Annotated in this window: 15 protein-coding genes and 1 pseudogene; 7 read left to right on the top strand and 9 right to left on the bottom strand. The window is 64.9% G+C overall.

What is annotated here, in order from left to right; translation table 11 throughout:
- The coding region (trmFO, locus tag AC1DRP_RS24470; protein WP_476769777.1) for a methylenetetrahydrofolate--tRNA-(uracil(54)-C(5))-methyltransferase (FADH(2)-oxidizing) TrmFO at nucleotides 1–863 on the bottom strand (863 nt) is incomplete at its 3' end.
- Nucleotides 864–1,033: 170 nt separating this feature from the next.
- Nucleotides 1,034–1,186, bottom strand: coding sequence for a DUF1127 domain-containing protein (locus AC1DRP_RS24465; RefSeq protein ID WP_113515780.1), 153 nt, complete (start codon nucleotides 1,184–1,186; stop codon nucleotides 1,034–1,036).
- A 449-nt stretch (nucleotides 1,187–1,635) separates the two neighbouring features.
- On the opposite strand from AC1DRP_RS24465, the gene AC1DRP_RS24460 reads away from it, so the two are divergent.
- Nucleotides 1,636–2,304: a ceramidase domain-containing protein gene (locus tag AC1DRP_RS24460; protein ID WP_476769776.1), complete on the top strand. Its 669-nt coding sequence runs from the start codon at nucleotides 1,636–1,638 to the stop codon at nucleotides 2,302–2,304.
- Between the two features lie 21 nt (nucleotides 2,305–2,325).
- On the opposite strand, the gene AC1DRP_RS24455 is transcribed toward AC1DRP_RS24460, so the two are convergent.
- The gene (locus tag AC1DRP_RS24455) at nucleotides 2,326–3,264 is read right to left on the bottom strand and encodes a LysR family transcriptional regulator (RefSeq protein ID WP_476769775.1); all 939 of its coding nucleotides are present in this window, start codon (nucleotides 3,262–3,264) and stop codon (nucleotides 2,326–2,328) included.
- A gap of 125 nt (nucleotides 3,265–3,389) precedes the next feature.
- On the opposite strand from AC1DRP_RS24455, the gene AC1DRP_RS24450 reads away from it, so the two are divergent.
- From AC1DRP_RS24450 to AC1DRP_RS24440, 3 genes are all read left to right on the top strand, one after another.
- A complete protein-coding gene (locus tag AC1DRP_RS24450) occupies nucleotides 3,390–4,271 on the top strand; it encodes a pirin family protein (protein ID WP_476769774.1) in 882 nt (293 codons plus the stop codon).
- A 100-nt stretch (nucleotides 4,272–4,371) separates the two neighbouring features.
- Nucleotides 4,372–4,998: an isochorismate family cysteine hydrolase YcaC gene (gene ycaC / locus AC1DRP_RS24445; protein WP_441505966.1), complete on the top strand. Its 627-nt coding sequence runs from the start codon at nucleotides 4,372–4,374 to the stop codon at nucleotides 4,996–4,998.
- Between the two features lie 43 nt (nucleotides 4,999–5,041).
- A complete protein-coding gene (locus AC1DRP_RS24440) occupies nucleotides 5,042–5,731 on the top strand; it encodes an isochorismatase family protein (protein WP_476769773.1) in 690 nt (229 codons plus the stop codon).
- 205 nt (nucleotides 5,732–5,936) lie between these two features.
- Here AC1DRP_RS24440 and AC1DRP_RS24435 read toward each other — a convergent pair.
- The 3 genes and pseudogenes from AC1DRP_RS24435 to AC1DRP_RS24425 form a co-directional block, all read right to left on the bottom strand.
- Nucleotides 5,937–6,287, bottom strand: a pseudogene (locus AC1DRP_RS24435) (SH3 domain-containing protein); the annotation flags it as partial.
- Between the two features lie 15 nt (nucleotides 6,288–6,302).
- On the bottom strand, nucleotides 6,303–6,938 hold the full coding sequence (locus AC1DRP_RS24430) for a pyridoxamine 5'-phosphate oxidase family protein (RefSeq protein WP_441505964.1): 636 nt from the start codon (nucleotides 6,936–6,938) through the stop codon (nucleotides 6,303–6,305).
- Nucleotides 6,939–7,153: 215 nt separating this feature from the next.
- A complete protein-coding gene (locus AC1DRP_RS24425; protein WP_476769772.1) occupies nucleotides 7,154–8,011 on the bottom strand; it encodes an endonuclease/exonuclease/phosphatase family protein in 858 nt (285 codons plus the stop codon).
- Nucleotides 8,012–8,295: 284 nt separating this feature from the next.
- Between AC1DRP_RS24425 and AC1DRP_RS24420 the strand changes: the two genes are divergently transcribed.
- Complete coding sequence (locus AC1DRP_RS24420) at nucleotides 8,296–9,849, top strand: phospholipase D family protein (protein ID WP_441506014.1); 1,554 nt, start codon at nucleotides 8,296–8,298, stop codon at nucleotides 9,847–9,849.
- A 116-nt stretch (nucleotides 9,850–9,965) separates the two neighbouring features.
- The gene (locus AC1DRP_RS24415; protein WP_441505962.1) at nucleotides 9,966–10,640 is read left to right on the top strand and encodes an RraA family protein; all 675 of its coding nucleotides are present in this window, start codon (nucleotides 9,966–9,968) and stop codon (nucleotides 10,638–10,640) included.
- A 19-nt stretch (nucleotides 10,641–10,659) separates the two neighbouring features.
- Here the strand turns inward: AC1DRP_RS24415 and AC1DRP_RS24410 are convergent, their stop codons facing one another.
- Complete coding sequence (locus tag AC1DRP_RS24410) at nucleotides 10,660–11,805, bottom strand: citrate synthase family protein (RefSeq protein WP_476769771.1); 1,146 nt, start codon at nucleotides 11,803–11,805, stop codon at nucleotides 10,660–10,662.
- Nucleotides 11,806–11,889: 84 nt separating this feature from the next.
- Here AC1DRP_RS24410 and AC1DRP_RS24405 point away from each other — a divergent pair, with 84 nt between their 5' ends.
- Nucleotides 11,890–12,969 (top strand): citrate synthase/methylcitrate synthase, encoded by a 1,080-nt coding sequence (locus AC1DRP_RS24405; protein WP_476769770.1) that lies wholly within the window; start codon nucleotides 11,890–11,892, stop codon nucleotides 12,967–12,969.
- A 33-nt stretch (nucleotides 12,970–13,002) separates the two neighbouring features.
- On the opposite strand, the gene AC1DRP_RS24400 is transcribed toward AC1DRP_RS24405, so the two are convergent.
- Entirely contained in the window at nucleotides 13,003–13,500 is a 498-nt protein-coding gene (locus AC1DRP_RS24400) for an invasion associated locus B family protein (RefSeq protein ID WP_441489723.1), read from the bottom strand.
- A gap of 437 nt (nucleotides 13,501–13,937) precedes the next feature.
- Nucleotides 13,938–16,220: excinuclease ABC subunit UvrA (gene uvrA / locus AC1DRP_RS24395; RefSeq protein WP_476769769.1), on the bottom strand; the 2,283-nt coding region annotated here is incomplete at its 5' end.

Genomic DNA, 16,220 nt, shown 5'->3' with positions numbered 1-16,220 from the left:
GTCATGTTGAACAGCGTGCCGAGCGCATTGTCCTGGCGCAGCTGCACGACCGCATAGGCCTTCACTGTCGGGTTGTGCTTGTTGGTCAGGCCGACCGGTTTCATGGGCCCCCAGCGCAACGTCTCGCGCCCGCGCTCGGCCATGACCTCGATCGGCAGGCAGCCATCGAAATAGGGCGTGCCCTCCCATTCCTTGAACTCGGTCTTCTCGGCCGCCAGCAGCGCGTCGATGAAGGCCTCGTACTGGTCGCGGTCGAGCGGGCAGTTGATGTAGTCGGCGCCGGTGCCGCCGGGGCCGGCCTTGTCGTAGCGCGACTGGAACCAGGCCTGGTCCATGTCGATCGAGTCGAAATGGACGATCGGGGCGATGGCGTCGAAGAAGGCGAGTTCGGTCTCGCCGGTCAGGGACTTGATCCCGTCAGCGAGCGCCGGCGAGGTGAGGGGGCCGGTCGCGATGATGACATTGTCCCAGTCTGCCGGTGGCAGACCGGCGATCTCGCCACGTTCGATGGTGACGAGCGGGTGGGCTTCCAATGCGGCGGTGATCGCCTGCGAGAAGCCGTCGCGGTCGACCGCGAGGGCTCCGCCGGCCGGGACCTGATGGGCATCGCCCTTGGCCATGATCAGTGAGCTGAGCCGGCGCATCTCCCAATGCAGTTGGCCGACGGCGTTGGACGAGGAATCGTCCGAGCGGAAGGAGTTGGAGCAGACGAGCTCCGCCAACCCCTCGGTCTTGTGCGCGTCGGTGCCGCGAACAGGGCGCATCTCGTGCAGGACGACCGGGACTCCGGCTTCCGCGATCTGCCAGGTGGCTTCAGAACCGGCGAGGCCGCCGCCGATGACATGGACTGGTTTCGTGCTCATGCCTGCGATGTGTCCGCAGGCGGGCCGAAGGTCAAGAGAGAGGCGTCAGTGACGCAGCCCTGAAACGCAAAATGCCCGCCTGGGAGGAGGCGGGCATTCGCTCTTCGACCGGACCGCGGGGAGGACGCAGGTCCAGGAGAAACTATGATCTCGGTAGGCGCGGACAGTAATCAGGCAGCGTGCGAACGGGCGACGTACTGGATTTCCGAGCGGGACAGGCCGAGATCGTCCAGCTCACGGTCGGTCAGACGCGAGAGTTCACGGACGGTTTCGCGATAGCGAAGATAGGCGCGGATTTTAGCAGCAATCATGGTGACGAACATTGGTTTGGCTCCTGGGTGCCGGGTCATTTCTGGCCCGACAACGATGAATTCGTTGTGCACTGCATATAAGGGAGGCTGGCTGCTAATTGGAGGGGCAGGATATCAGTTCCGTTATGCGATTGGCGCATGGCTATTTAACCAGCCCTTTACATTTTTGCCACGCCCCGCGTCTGTTGCGTAGGAAACTATTAACCAAGCACCATCGAGTGCCTAAATTCTAGGCCGTTTCGGTTCGCTACCGAGGAGTCGATTCCGGTGTGGCGCGCAATTGGGCGATATGCAGTGGTTTGCCATGCGCGCCTGACTCGAATCGGAAAAGCCCGGAACGGGCCGGTTTTCCGCGGTCGTCACGCTTTTGCTTCAAGGTTTATGTTGCGCCGCAATGTCGCGCTTGCGTCGCCGTCGCCGGGGCGCTGTGGCAAGCTGGGCTGACGCTGGAGAAGCTGCTGTTGCCGTCACAAGCGATCATGTCCTTTGGCTACTGCGAACGCGCCAGCCAGGCCTTCTGGGCAGAGCCGATGAACGCGCTCAGCAATGGCGCCTTCATCCTGGCCGCGATCGCGGGCCTTCTGCTCTATCGGCGCTCGGGTCGGCGCGACTGGCCAGCTGCCGCGCTGATTGCTCTCGTCGTCATGATCGGTATCGGCTCGTTCCTGTTCCACACCATGCCGCAACGCTGGACGCTGCTGGCCGATGTGCTTCCGATCCAGTTCTTCGCGTTCTCCTATTTCGGGTTGGCTCTCGTCCGTTTCATGGGGGCGCGGCCAGCGGTCGCGGCCGGCGGTACACTGTTCTTCCTGCTTGCGTCCTTCCTGCTCGTGTCGGGGCTCGGCGCGCTGCTGCCGCCCGGCATGCGCGGCTCCGGCGGATATGCCTCCTTCGTGCTGGCGCTGTTTGGGGTCGCGTTCGCGGTGCGGATGCGCGGTGAGGGCGATACGGCGGCACGTCTGCTCGGCCTCGCCGGTTTGGTCTTTGCGCTGTCGCTCAGCTTGCGCACGCTGGACCAGGTTCTGTGCCAGAGCGTCCCCTTCGGCACGCATTGGCTCTGGCACCTGCTGAACGCAATGGTGCTCTATCTGTTGCTGCGTGCGGCGATCGATCGGCCCTCGGCGAATTGATCCGATCCGGGCATTGCGGGATCACGGCCGGCCCGCGACGGCGAAGGCCTCCTTCTCGGCCCGGTCAAGCACCGCGTATTCGGCGGCCAGGACATCAAGCAGGGCACGGACGGATGGCAGGAGACCGCGGCGCGACGGAAAAACGGCGTGGATGATGCCGGCCCGCGGCGTCCAGTGCGGCAGGACCTCGACCAACGTTCCCGCTTGCAGGTCGTCCTGGACCACCATGGTCGGGAGTTGGACGACGCCAACGCCCTCAAGCGCGGCAAGCCGCAGCGCAACCATGTCCTCAGTGACCAGCCGAGGGGTGTGGCGGATGATCGCCGTGGCGCCGCTGGGCCCGCTGAGGCGCCATTCATGCTCCTGATGCGGATCTCCCCAGGACAGGCTGGGCAATGCGCTGAGGTCGGCGGGAACGAGAGGCCGGGCGATGTCTTTCAGCACGCGGGGCGCGGCGACCAGCCGCTGGGTGCTCTCGGCCAGAACCTTCATCACCAGCTCGCTTTCCTCCAGTGGCGGGAAACGAACCCGGATGGCGATGTCGAAGCCTTCGCGAATGACGTCGACGCGCCGATTGGTGCTTTCCAGTTGCACCTCGACCTTGGGCCAGGCGGCAAGGAAGCGGGCGACCATGCCGCCGATCTGGAAATAGAGCACGGCTGACGGGCAGGCGACGCGCACGATGCCCTGAGGTGCGGCCCGGGCCCGCTCGATCGCTTCCTGGCCGGCGTCGACCTCGACCAGCATCGCGACGCAATGGCGATAATACTCGCGGCCGATCTCGGTGACGGCGAAGCGCCGCGTCGAGCGCTGCACGAGACGCACGCCCAGTCGCTCCTCAAGCAGCGCTAGCCGGCGGCTCAGCCGCGAACGCGGCATTCCCAGCGCTCGGGCTGCCGCAGCGAAACCCTGATGGTCGACGACCTGAGCGAAGAAATAGAGATCGTTCAGGTCCTGCATCGGATGCTCCATTGTCCTGCTCATAGGACACAGTGGCGAGATAATGCCGTCTACCGGCCATTTTGTCTCATTCTTATTCTCCTGGCCAACGCAACGCCTTTGCAACGCTCCCAAGGAGAAACGCAATGAGAAAGGTTCTCGGGGTCTTCAGCAGCCCGCATCCCCATTGGATCGGGGATGGCTTTCCCGTCCGCTCGATGTTCTCGCATGCCGGTCAGGGCGAGCATGTCAGCCCGTTCCTGCTGCTCGACTATGCCGGGCCGGCACAGTTCGCGCCGGCCGCTCAGCCCCGTGGTGTCGGCRCGCACCCGCATCGCGGCTTCGAGACGGTGACCATCGTCTATCAGGGGGAGGTCGAGCATCGCGATTCAACCGGCAAGGGCGGTCTGATTGGCCCTGGCGACGTGCAGTGGATGACGGCCGCGTCAGGTATCCTGCATGAGGAGTTCCACTCGGAAGCCTTCACCCGCAAGGGCGGCACGCTCGAGATGGTTCAGCTCTGGGTCAACCTCCCGGCCAAGGACAAGAGCGCAGCTCCCGGCTACCAGACGCTGCTCGACAAGGAGATCCCTGCGGTCAAGCTGCCCGATGGGGCGGGTACGCTCAGGGTGATCGCGGGCAATTACCAGGGACATGTCGGGCCGGCCCATACGTTCACGCCCATGAATATCTGGGACCTGCAGCTGCTGCGTGACGGGGCAACTTCGCTCGTCCTTCCGGAAGGCCACACCCTCGGCGTCGTCGTCCTGCGCGGCAACATCCTGATCAATGGCGCGGACAAGGCGCGGGAAGCACAGTTCATCCTGTTCGACCGTCTGGGCGGCGAGGTGACCCTGGAGGCCGACAGCGATGCCGCGGTGCTGATCGTCAGCGGCGCGCCGTTCGACGAGCCGGTAGTCATGCATGGCCCCTTCGTCATGAACACGGCCGAGGAGATCCGTCAGGCGATGATCGATTTCCAGAGCGGCCGGTTCGGCGCCATCCCGCAGGCGGCGTACGGGCGCTGAGGACAGGAGGCTCCGGATGTCCGCGCCGGGGCCGTTCCTGGAGGGGCGGCGCCATCGCCGCCCCGATAGCGGAACCACAAGACCAGCAAGGATCATGACAATGACCAAGCCCTATACGCGCCTGGACAAGGACAATGCTGCGGTGTTGCTTGTCGACCATCAGGCCGGCCTGCTGTCGCTCGTTCGCGATATCGGCCCCGATCAGTTCAAGAACAATGTCCTGGCGCTCGCCGACCTCGCCAAATACTTCAAGCTGCCCACCATCCTGACGACGAGCTTCGAGGATGGGCCGAACGGACCTCTGGTTCCGGAGCTGAAGGAGATCTTCCCCTCGGCTCCCTATATCCCGCGCCCGGGCCAGATCAACGCCTGGGACAACGAGGATTTCGTCAAGGCGGTCAAGGCGACCGGACGCAAGCAACTGATCATTGCGGGCGTGGTGACCGAGGTCTGCGTGGCATTTCCGGCGCTTTCCGCGTTGGCCGAGGGCTACGAGGTCTTCGTTGTGACTGACGCCTCAGGCACCTTCAACGAGATCACCCGGCACTCGGCCTGGGATCGGATGTCGGAAGCCGGGGCGCAGCTGACGACCTGGTTCGGTGTCGCCTGCGAGCTGCATCGCGACTGGCGCAACGATGTCGAAGGCCTGGGGGCGCTCTTCTCCAACCACATCCCCGACTATCGCAATCTGATTTCCAGCTACAGCGCGGTGAAGGCGTCGAAGTGACCGGCCTCGCAACCGCATCAATCCAGATCACATGAGGATAGCCATGAGCACCTTTGCGAATATCGCGAACTTCAACGGCCAACGGCCGGTCATCGATCCCGACGATGCCGTGATGCTGCTGATCGACCATCAGAGCGGGCTGTTCCAGACCGTCGCAGACATGCCGATGACGACGCTGCGCGCCCATGCAGCCGCGTTGGCCAAGATGGCAACTCTGAGCAAGATGCCGGTGATCACGACGGCGTCGGTGCCGCAGGGGCCAAACGGTCCGCTGATACCGGAGATCCACCAGAATGCCCCGCATGCGACCTATGTTGCGCGTCGTGGCGAGATCAATGCCTGGGACAATCCGGACTTCGTCGCTGCGGTGAAAGCGACCGGGCGCAAGACGCTGATCATCGCCGGCACGATCACCAGCGTGTGCATGGCCTTCCCGAGCATCAGCGCGGTTGCCGACGGGTACAAGGTCTTCGCGGTCATCGACGCGTCCGGCACCTATTCGAAGATGGCGCAGGAGATCACGCTTGCTCGTGTCGTCCAGGCCGGCGTCGTGCCGATGGACACCGCGGCGGTAGCCTCGGAGCTCCAAAAGACCTGGRATCGCGACGACGCCCAGCAATGGGCGGAGGTCTACACGAGGATCTTCCCGCCCTATCAGCTCCTGATCGAGAGCTACACGAAGGCGCAGGAGGTTGAGAAGAACCAGGAGCAGCTCGACTCGCAGCGCAGCTGACGTCGGCTACGCCGGGTGGTGTGCCCCTTGGCGCCCGCCCGGCAGCTTCGGCCGCTTCATTCAAGGCGGTGGCCGAGCGGTCCCTATCATCGGGCCGGATCTCGTATCCGGTCCGATGATCTAACTTTCTGTGTTTGCAGCGGCTTTCCCGAAAACCGCAAGCCCCGGCCGTTGCCTTAACCGCCGCCTCGCGCAGAAATTTCCCCCGGACCCAACCCGTGCGGCCGTTGTACCGGACTTTGCACCATCGCCCCGCCCGAGCCACCCGTTGCTGCTTCGGGCTCATTCGCTGGCATTCCGCCAGAGATGGCACGCCGGTGCAGCCAAGATTCTGCAGCCGCCGGCCGTCGGACGGAACCACCCCCGTTCTGGCGGCTGACGGCTTCGGCGCCGCGCGCAGGGCGAGGACATCATGTCCGGCAATGCCGGTGACGGCCCAGAAATCTGGGCCAGCGACTTCGGACCTCGCCGGAATGACAGGCGAGCAGATCCCGACCAGGCAGGCGAACAGGGCCGAGCGAACTTTGACGATCAAGCGGCGCCTGTCCCTAAGCATCCTGCAGCTTGAACTCTAATAAAGTCGCGATTTGTAACCCTCCGCGAGATTCGCTTCGGCTTCCGCCACTCCGATCGCCTTGGTCTGTTCAGCCACGATGCGGCCGAGCGAAGGGAAGCTGTGCCGCGGAACCTGCGTCGCGGGGTCCCAGAGCTTCGAGCGGATCAACGCCTTGCCGCAATGGAAATAGGCTTCGTCGATCTCGACCAGCATGCCGGTGACCGGGGTGCGTTCCTGGACGGTCGAGGGTTCCAGCAGGCCCTGCTCGCGTGTGACTCTGGCACGGCCGTTCACCCGCAGGGTCTCGTTGATGCCGGGCACCATGAAGATCAGGCCGATGCCGGGCGACGCGAGGATGTTGCCAAAGGTGTCGACCCGGTTGTTGCCACGCCGGTCCGGGATCAGCAATGTCCTGTCGTCTAGGACCCTGACGAAGCCGGGTGCATCGCCGCGCGGGCTGGCATCGGCACCACCTGCACCGTCACCGCTGGCGATGACAAGGAAGGGCGAGAGCGCGATAAAGTCGCGGCAGAACTGATCAAGATGCTTCAGCACCTTGCTGTCGGCGATCGGGTTGACCGGGCCGATATGCGTCCGCAGTTCAACCGCATCCTCGATCAACGCTGCCGGCTCGGTGGCTGTCGCAGTCATGAAGTCCTCTCGCCCCTTGCATGGTGCCAACCGCGTGACGGGCTAAGCGATCGATTGTTGTGCAAGCTAGCGTCAGATCTCGGATGATGCCACCGCAGGCGGCGCGCCCGGATGCATGGCGGGGGTGCTTACCCAGCGGTACAGGCGATTCTTGCTGATGATGGTTGCTCAGTCCAGGGGGCGGGGCGTCACGGGCGAGCCCCCGGAGCCGTTCTTCAAACGGGGCTCTTCACGCCCTGCCTCTGGGCGGCGTGCTCTATCCGGCCAGCCGTCACCACGCCCGGGGAGGGGGAACGCTCGGGGYGAGCCGCCTGTCCGAGGCTGAGCGCGGCCTTGATCGGCAGATGATCGGAGGCGATCTGGGCGAGAGGGCTGTCGTGAACCTCGATGAGCGAAACCAGATCATGCGGGTTGGCGATGATGCGATCGAGCGACCAGACCGGAAAGCGCGTCGGGAAACTCGCCACGGMACCGTCGAGCGGTCCAAAATCCGGATGAAGCTCCTGCAGGGACGAGTGCCTGCCGATCCGCCACTCGTTGAAATCGCCCATCACCACGACCGGGCGGCCGTCGGGAGGCTCCGAGGCTGCGAGGATGCTCCGGACCTGGCGCGTCCGCGAGCGGTGCAGCAGGCCAAGATGCACGGCAATGATCCGTACCGGACCGGCGCGCAATGTCAGGTCGACGACCAGGCCGCCGCGAGGCTCGGCACCCGGCAGCACGAGTTGCTCGACCCTGTCGACCACGCCGTCTCGGAACAGCACCAGATTGCCATGCCAGCCATGCCCGTTGCGGGTGGCCCGGAGCGGCACGGCCGTGAGCCCGCATTCACGCTCCAGCGCGTGAAGGTCGAGCAGTCCCAGGCGCTCTCCGAAGCGTTGATCGACTTCCTGCAGCGCGATCACATCCGCATCGATCTCCTTGATGACGTTCATCGTGCGCCAAGGATTGAAACGCCGGTCGCGGCCCACACATTTGTGGATGTTATAGGAGGCGACCAGCGTGTTGCCGCGGCTCGCGCGGTGATCGCCGTTGGAATAGGATTTGCGCTGTTGCCGCAAAGCCGTGGCCATCAGCGGTCCGAGGGATTTGAGCCCCCGCGGGAGCCGACGTTTCCGGAACATGAACAACGGTTTCCTGAGGCGTTAGGCGGAAGGGTGATGGGCAGAGGTTTGTTTGTAACAGAACGATTCGTAATGCAGTCTGTTCAACCTGTCCCGGGCTGTTCTCGATACTGTGTCCGGCAAGCGGTCGTTCATCTGTCGTCCAGATCTAGCAGAGGAGAGATGGATCCAACCTTCGCCGCGAGTGCCCTAGTGGCTCCTCGCTGCGACGACCCGGCCTCTCCTCGACCATGATGCACTTGCTCCTGATCATCGTTGCATTCGCTGGCCTGCTCGCCCTGGCATCGGCCATCGCAACCTATTCCTATGGCCATTTCGCCCGGCGTGCGAAGGGGCCGCCGTCCAGCGCCCTGGCCGTCGCCGATGACGAGACGCTGCTGGACAGGATCCTCTCGCAGCTCGTCGCCGGGCGCGAGAACGAAACCGGCCTCCTGCTGCTCTCTGAAAATCTCGACGCTTTTGCGGCGAGGGCGGTTGCGGCCCGCAGTGCCGGGCGCAGCCTCGACCTTATGTACTATGTCTGGAAGAACGATCTGACCGGACTGCTTCTCGCCCACGAATTGTTGGCTGCCGCCGATCGTGGCGTGCGGGTGAGGCTGCTGATCGACGACATCAACACCCGCGGGCTGGACGGTGCCTATCTCTCGCTCGATGGGCATCCCAACATCTCGGTCAGACTGTTCAATCCGAGCCGGGCTCGGCGCGGTGGCTTGCGGCGCGGCATCGAGATGGTGCTGCGCGCGGTCTCCGTGACGCGGCGGATGCACAACAAGGCCTGGATCAGCGATGGTCGGCTGGCAATCGTCGGTGGCCGCAACATCGGCAATGAATATTTCGCCGCTGCCAAATCCTCCAACTTCCAAGACCTCGACGTTCTGCTCGTCGGAGCCGCGGTGAAGCAGACGGAAGCTGTCTTCGACGCCTTCTGGAACAGCGACGTGGTGATCCCGATCGATGCCCTGGTGACCTGGCGGCAACCGAAGCTGGCGCGCTTGCGCAACGCACTCGCGAAGCTGCTCAAGAGCGCTCGCGCGCGTCCCTATATCGAGCGTGTCCGCGAGCGCATGTCGCTGACGGACACGCTCAATCTCTCCGAGAAGATCCACTGGGCACGCGAGGCCAAGATCATTTCGGATCCACCCGAGAAGGCTTTCGGCGGCAAGCGGGAGAACTGGTTGCTGGGCGCGCTCATGCCCAGCATCGCCGCCAGCCGGGATGTGCTCGAGATCACGTCTCCCTATTTCATTCCCGGCAGCGACGGGACGGCGCAGTTGAGCGGTCTGGTCGCAAGGGGGGTCGATGTCGCGATCCTGACCAACTCGCTGGCGGCGACGGATGTCGCTGCAGTCCACGGGGCCTATGCCCAGTACCGCGAGCGTCTGTTGAAAGGAGGCGTGCGTCTCTACGAGCTGCAGCGCTATGCGAGCCGGCAGCAGATCTCCGTATTCGGCTCGAGCGGCGCCAGCCTCCACACAAAGGCATTCACGGTCGATCGGAAGACCGGCTTCATCGGCTCGTTCAATTTTGACCCGCGCTCGGCCTCGCTGAACACCGAGATGGGGGTGCTGTTCGAACAACCCGCACTGGTGGCCGAGATGCGGCAGCTCTTCAGGGCTGATACGGCGCCTGAAGTCAGTTACGAGCTCTCGCTCGAGGATGGCGGCCTGCACTGGAACGGCAAGCGCGACGGCAAGCCGCGGCGTCTCGGACATGAGCCGGATGCAAGCCCGTCCCGCCGCGCGCTGGCGTTCATCGTCGGCCTCTTGCCGATCCAGTCGCAGCTATAGATCCGCCAGAGCGATTTTCTGTCGAATGGAACCCGCCCTGTTCCACGAGCAGAACTCCGAGCGGCTTGACGCACCGGAATGGCGGACGGAAGCTGGCACCGCATGAGGAGATCGCGATGTCAGCCTTGACCGCCCTGCCTGATCTGGAAACCTTGAAGGGCAGGCTCTACTCCGCTGTCCTTTCCGATGTGCTCGATCAGCTCGGCTTTCCCAACCAGGCGGTGAAGCCGTTCGTGCGGCCGCTCGACGACGCGACGATGCTCTGCGGCTTCGCCCGGACGGGGCTCTACATGAAGCGCTATCACCTTGCCGAGGGCCATAATCCCTACGCGCTCGAGATGGATCTGATCGACAGCCTGAAACCCGGCGAGATTGCCGTGCTGGCCTGCGACGGGCCGACCGACCGGATCGCGCCCTGGGGCGAGCTCCTGACCACGGCCTCGATGGTGCGCGGCGCCGCCGGCTGCCTGACCGACGGGCTGGTTCGCGACGTGCGCCGCATCCGCGAGCTCGGCTTCCCGCTCTTCCATGGCGGCATCGGCCCGCTCGACACCAGGGGGCGGGCTGAGATGATGGCGGTCGACGAGGCCGTCGAAGTCGGCGGAGCAAGGGTCGAGCCGGGCGACTTTATCTTCGGTGATGCCGATGGCGTGGTGGTCGTGCCGCAGCGCATTGCCGAGGAGGTGGTGAAGCTCGCCCTTGCCAAGATCGAGGCGGAGGACACGACGCGCGAGGAGCTTCTCGCCGGCGCGAGCTTGCGCTCGGTTTTCGAACGGCACGGTGTGCTCTAGCGGGCACCTCCGTTTCGGGTCACGCCGAGCCCGGCGCCACCCCGACATAGCGCGCTCGCGGCCGGATGAGGCGGCCAGTCTGAAATTGCTCCAGGGCATGGGCGATCCAGCCGGTGCACCGTGCCGCAGCGAAAATCTGAAAGGGGGCGTCCTGCGGCAGGCCCAGTGTGGAAGCCAGGGCCGTCAAGGCAAAGTCTATGTTCGGAACGTCGCCGGTGATCGCTTCCGTGACGCGACGAATCTCCTGGTATTCGGCGGGAAGAGCGAAGGCCGACAGCAGCCCCCGCGCCCGGGGATCCCCTTCGGGATAGAGCGGGTGCCCGAACCCCGGTACCGGCGTCCCGAGCGCCAGCCGCGATTGGACCGCGGCCTCGACACCCTCCCGCCGCGCTTCGCCGAAGAAGGCGCGAACCCGGGCCGACATGCCGCCGTGCAAGGGGCCTGACAGCGCGGACAGCCCTGCCAGGACGCAGGCAGCCAGCGAGGCCCGTGTCGAGGCGGTGACGCGGACCGCGAAGGTCGATGCGTTCAGCTCATGGTCCGCCAGCAGGACGAGGCAGGTACGAATGAAATCGGCACCCGTCGGGTCGCAACCCCAGGCGCGCGCGATGCGGTCATGAATGGGGCCTTCGCCGGGACGGCCGGCAACCGCATCGACGAGTGCGTCCAGCACCGAGGCTGCTTCGAAATACAAGGCCTTCGGGGTCCGGCTGCCGATTACCGGGTCTGCTGCGGCGCGTGCCGCGATCATCGCGAACATCCGCTGATTGCCGGTTCCCGGGCCGACGATATTGAACTGGGGCGGAAAGCGCGCGTCGCCGCAGGCCCAGAGCAGGCGGGCGATATCCTCGAGACGGGCGGCCCGGGCCAGCGCTTCGGCATCCTGGCCGCGATACCACAGCCGCCCATGCGCGATCGTCGTGATGCTCGATGCCAGCACCGGCTCGCCCCAGGCGATGGCGTCCTCGGCAATCGCCGCGTTTCGTCGCCCTCGTGACTTCCGGTATTCCAGCCGCGCGACATCGGCAGCGCGGTAGAGGCTGCGCCGCGGGTCGCCGGTATCCGCCCGTGCTTCGATCCGCCCCCGGCTCACATAGGCATAGAGCGTCTGCGGCTTCAGCTGCAGACGCGTCATCACCTCCTGCGCGGTCAACCAGTCGCTCATTGCCATATATTGATTTTATTGTTCAAGATTGATTCTAGTTCGGTCCGAACCGWTCCTCAAGGCAGTTCTTCAAGGGAGTGCCTGATGTCGGATGGGTTGGAAAATGTCGTTGCAGCACAGACGGTCCTGTCGGATGTGGACGGGGCAGCTGGCCAGCTGGTCATCCGGGGGCATCGTCTCGACGACCTTGCCGGCCGCGTGACCTTCGCCGAGGCGGCGCAGTTGATGCTGACTGGCTTCTTCGACGCATTGCCGCCCGGTGATGCCTTCGAAGCTGCGCTCGGCCAGGGCAGGGTGGATGTGTTCGGCGAGGTGGCCAGTCTCGATGAGACGCTTGTCCGGCGAGCTCCGGTCGAAGCGCTTCGCGCGCTGATGGCGCGGTTGGCCGATGGCGATGATGCTGCGACCGCCTTGCGCCTCCTGGCGGCACCGGCCGTCTTCACGCCGGCGATCATACGGCTGCAGCGCGGGCTCGCACCGATCATGCCCGATGGGCGGTTGGGCCACTCGGCCGATATCCTGCGGATGATGCGCGGCGAGGCAGCCAGCCCGGCGCAGGCCGCGGCATTGGATACTTATCTCGTCACGGTTTGCGATCATGGGCTGAATGCCTCGACCTTCGCCGCCCGTGTCGTCGCGTCGACGCAGGCAGGACTGGGGTCGGCCGTGCTGGCCGGGCTGAGTGCGCTGAAGGGCCCGCTGCATGGGGGAGCGCCCGGGCCGGTGATCGACATGCTCGACCAGATCGGCGAGGTGGGCAACGCACGAGCCTGGCTGGAAGCCGCGTTGCAGCGCGGTGATCGCCTGATGGGGTTCGGTCACCGCGTCTATCGCGTGCGTGACCCACGTGCCGACGCATTGAAGCGCGCGATACGCCAGCTCGATACGGATTCCGGCCGCCTCGCTTACGCGGAGGCGGTCGAGCAGGCCGCCTTGGCTATTCTTCGTGAGCGGAAGCCGAACCGCGCATTGCAGACGAATGTCGAATTCTACACCGCCCTCCTGCTCGAAGCGCTCGCATTCCCGCCCGACAGTTTCACCTGCGTCTTCGCAATGGGACGGACGATCGGCTGGATCGCCCATGCCCAGGAGCAGGTTGCCGGCGGTCGGCTCATTCGCCCGCAGTCAACCTATGTCGGTCCGGCGCCGAGACGCGCTGCCTGATGGGCTCGCTGCCGTGAGCGTCGGCTGCCGCCATCAGCTGCATTGCTGCAGTTGCCGCGAGGCGGCGGTCACGCCGTCCAGCGAGAAGGTGTAGCTGGTCTCATTGCCGCGGGCCGAGCGCGCTGCGAGCACCATCTCGTCGCCAGCCTTCATCGCCGCGAACAGCTCGCCCTCGCGTTCGACGCGCTGGAGCCAGGCATTGCGGCCGGCGGTCAGCATGCGGAAGCGCTCCTCGCCGATCGTGACCTCGACGGTCGAATCCTTGGCGAAGTCGTACCCGGTCTGGAAACTCGACTCCGTGCGGCCAGCGCTCTCGCCGCTCTGGACGAAGAAATACACGTCGCCATGGCGAAGCTCGGCAGGTTTCTCAGCGATTGGGTTGCTGGAGATATAGCAACGTTGGCTATTACCGCTCGCATAGGACGAGGCATTCCAGTTCTTGAACTGACCGAGCGGCTTGGCCGGATTCGCCATTGCTCCGGTCGAAACCGCGAGGAATACGAAGGTCGCCGGGATCGCCAGTCTCATCATTGCTTCATCTCCTTTTGTGTTCTCAAGGGATGGAACCTGAAGCCTAACGAGGCGTAAACAAGGCGGCGGAAAGCGCGTGCGACCTTGCGGCGCAGCGGCACGCGCCCGCGGCTGCTTTCGGCATCGCCCGGCGGGGCGAAAGTCGGCGGAATGTCGCGAGATGCGTAACGTTGAGGAAGAAGCGGCGCTCCGCGAAGTTGCCGTCGCAGGCTACGGACACACTGGCGCCGGTCTACCCTGACTGTGAGACCTGACTGCGAGACGTGGCTGTGCGCCTCGGTGCGTCAGCTTCGGGCCTTACGTCCCGCGGGCCGTACGCAGAGCGGAGGGGCCGCATCCGCGCTCGATGATTGGAACGACCGGAATTCACCGGCAGGCACATGGCCGGTCGTGCAATTTCACGCGAATCAAGGCGCCAGCCGGCGTTTCCTCGACACCTATTCCGCCGCTTGTGCGGGGGCCTTGGCGGGCTTCTTCAGCGGTCGGCGCTCCAGCACCTCCTTGAGGAACCGGGCGGTATGGCTGCGGCTGACCTTGACGACATCCTCCGGCGTGCCCTGAGCCACGACCTCGCCGCCGCCATCGCCACCTTCCGGACCCATGTCGATGATCCAGTCGGAGGTCTTGATGACCTCGAGATTGTGCTCGATCACCACCACCGTATTGCCCTGCTCGACCAGCTCATGCAGCACTTCCATGAGCTTGGCGACATCGTGGAAATGCAGGCCGGTCGTCGGCTCGTCCAGGATGTAGAGCGTGCGGCCGGTGGCACGCTTCGAGAGTTCCTTCGACAGTTTCACGCGCTGGGCTTCGCCGCCGGACAGCGTGGTCGCCTGCTGGCCGACATGGACATAGCCGAGGCCGACGCGGGAGAGCGTTTCCATCTTGTCGCGGATCGAGGGCACGGCCTTGAACAGGTCCTTCGCCTCCTCGACGGTCATGTCGAGCACATCCGCGATCGAGCGCTCGCGGTATTTCACCTCGAGCGTTTCACGGTCGTAACGCTTGCCCTTGCAGACATCGCAGGTGACGTAGACGTCGGGCAGGAAATGCATCTCGATTTTGATGACGCCGTCGCCCTGGCAGGCTTCGCAGCGCCCGCCCTTGACGTTGAAGGAGAAGCGCCCCGGCTGATAGCCGCGCGCCTTCGCCTCGGGCAGGCCGGCGAACCATTCGCGCATCGGCGTGAAGGCGCCGGTATAGGTCGCGGGATTGGAGCGCGGGGTGCGGCCGATCGGCGACTGGTCGATGTCGATGACCTTGTCGAGATGCTCCATGCCCTMGATGCGATCATGCTGGGCGGGATGCTCGATCGAGCCGTTGAGCTTGCGGGCGACGGCCTTGTAGAGCGTGTCGATGACCAGCGTCGACTTGCCGCCGCCGGAGACGCCGGTGATGCAGGTGAAGAGCCCGAGCGGGATCTCGACGGAGACGTCCTTGAGGTTGTTGCCCCTGGCGCCGACGATCTTGAGCGAACGCCCCTTCTGCGGTTTGCGGCRCTTGGCCGGCACCGGCACCGAGAGCTCGCCCGTGAGGTAGCGGCCGGTCAGCGAGTTCGGGTCGGCCAGGATCTGCTCCGGCGTGCCCTTCGAGACGATCTCGCCGCCATGGATGCCGGCTCCGGGGCCGACATCGACGACGTAGTCGGCKGTCAGGATCGCGTCCTCGTCATGCTCGACGACGATCACGGTATTGCCGAGGTCGCGCAGGCGCCGCAGCGTCCCGAGCAGGCGCTCATTGTCGCGTTGGTGCAGGCCGATCGAGGGCTCGTCCAGCACATAGAGGACGCCGGTGAGGCCCGAGCCGATCTGCGAGGCGAGGCGGATACGCTGGCTCTCGCCGCCCGAGAGCGTGCCGGAGCCGCGCGCCAGCGTCAGATATTCCAGCCCGACGTCGAGCAGGAAGGTCAGGCGGTCGCGGATCTCCTTGAGGATGCGCGTCGCGATCTCGGTCTGCTTCGGCGTGAGATGGCGCGGCAGATCGGAGACCCAGGCCAGCGCATCGCGAACCGAGAGGCGGGAAATCTCGCCGATATGACTACCGGCGATCTTCACCGCCAGCGCCTCGGGCTTCAGGCGAAAACCGTTGCAGGCGGCGCAGGGYGTCTCGGACATGAAGCGGCCGATTTCCTCACGCGCCCAGTCGGACTCCGTCTCCTTCCAGCGCCGCTCCATGTTTGTGATGACGCCCTCGAAGGGCTTCTTCACCTCATAGGCGCGCAGGCCGTCATTATAGGCGAACCRCACCGGCTCGGTGCCGGTGCCGAACAGGATGGCATCGTGCGCCTGCTTCGGCAGCTCGGACCAGGGCTTGGTCATCGAGAAGCCGAAATGCTTGGCGAGCGCGTCCAGTGTCTGGCCGTAATAGGGCGAGGTCGACTTGGCCCAGGGCGCGATCGCCCCCTTCTTCAGTGAGATGGAATTGTCGGGCACGATCAGATTGGCATCGATGCGCATCTCGTGGCCGAGACCATCGCAGGTCGGGCAGGCGCCGAACGGGTTGTTGAATGAAAAGAGCCTGGGCTCGATCTCGGGGATGGTGAAGCCGGAGACGGGGCAGGCGAATTTGGAGGAGAAGGTGATGCGCCTGGCCTCGCCGCTCTCCTCCTTCTCGTCGGCATATTCGAAGACCGCGATACCCTCGGCGAGCTCCAGAGCCTGTTCCAGCGAGTCGGACAGGCGTGCGGCGAGGTCGGGGCGTATGACGATGCGGTCGACCAC

It is taken from the genome of Allobosea sp. 01N443 (assembly GCF_056399325.1).
Note: the sequence above shows the minus strand (reverse complement) of the source record. Positions and strands in the feature narration are given on the sequence as shown.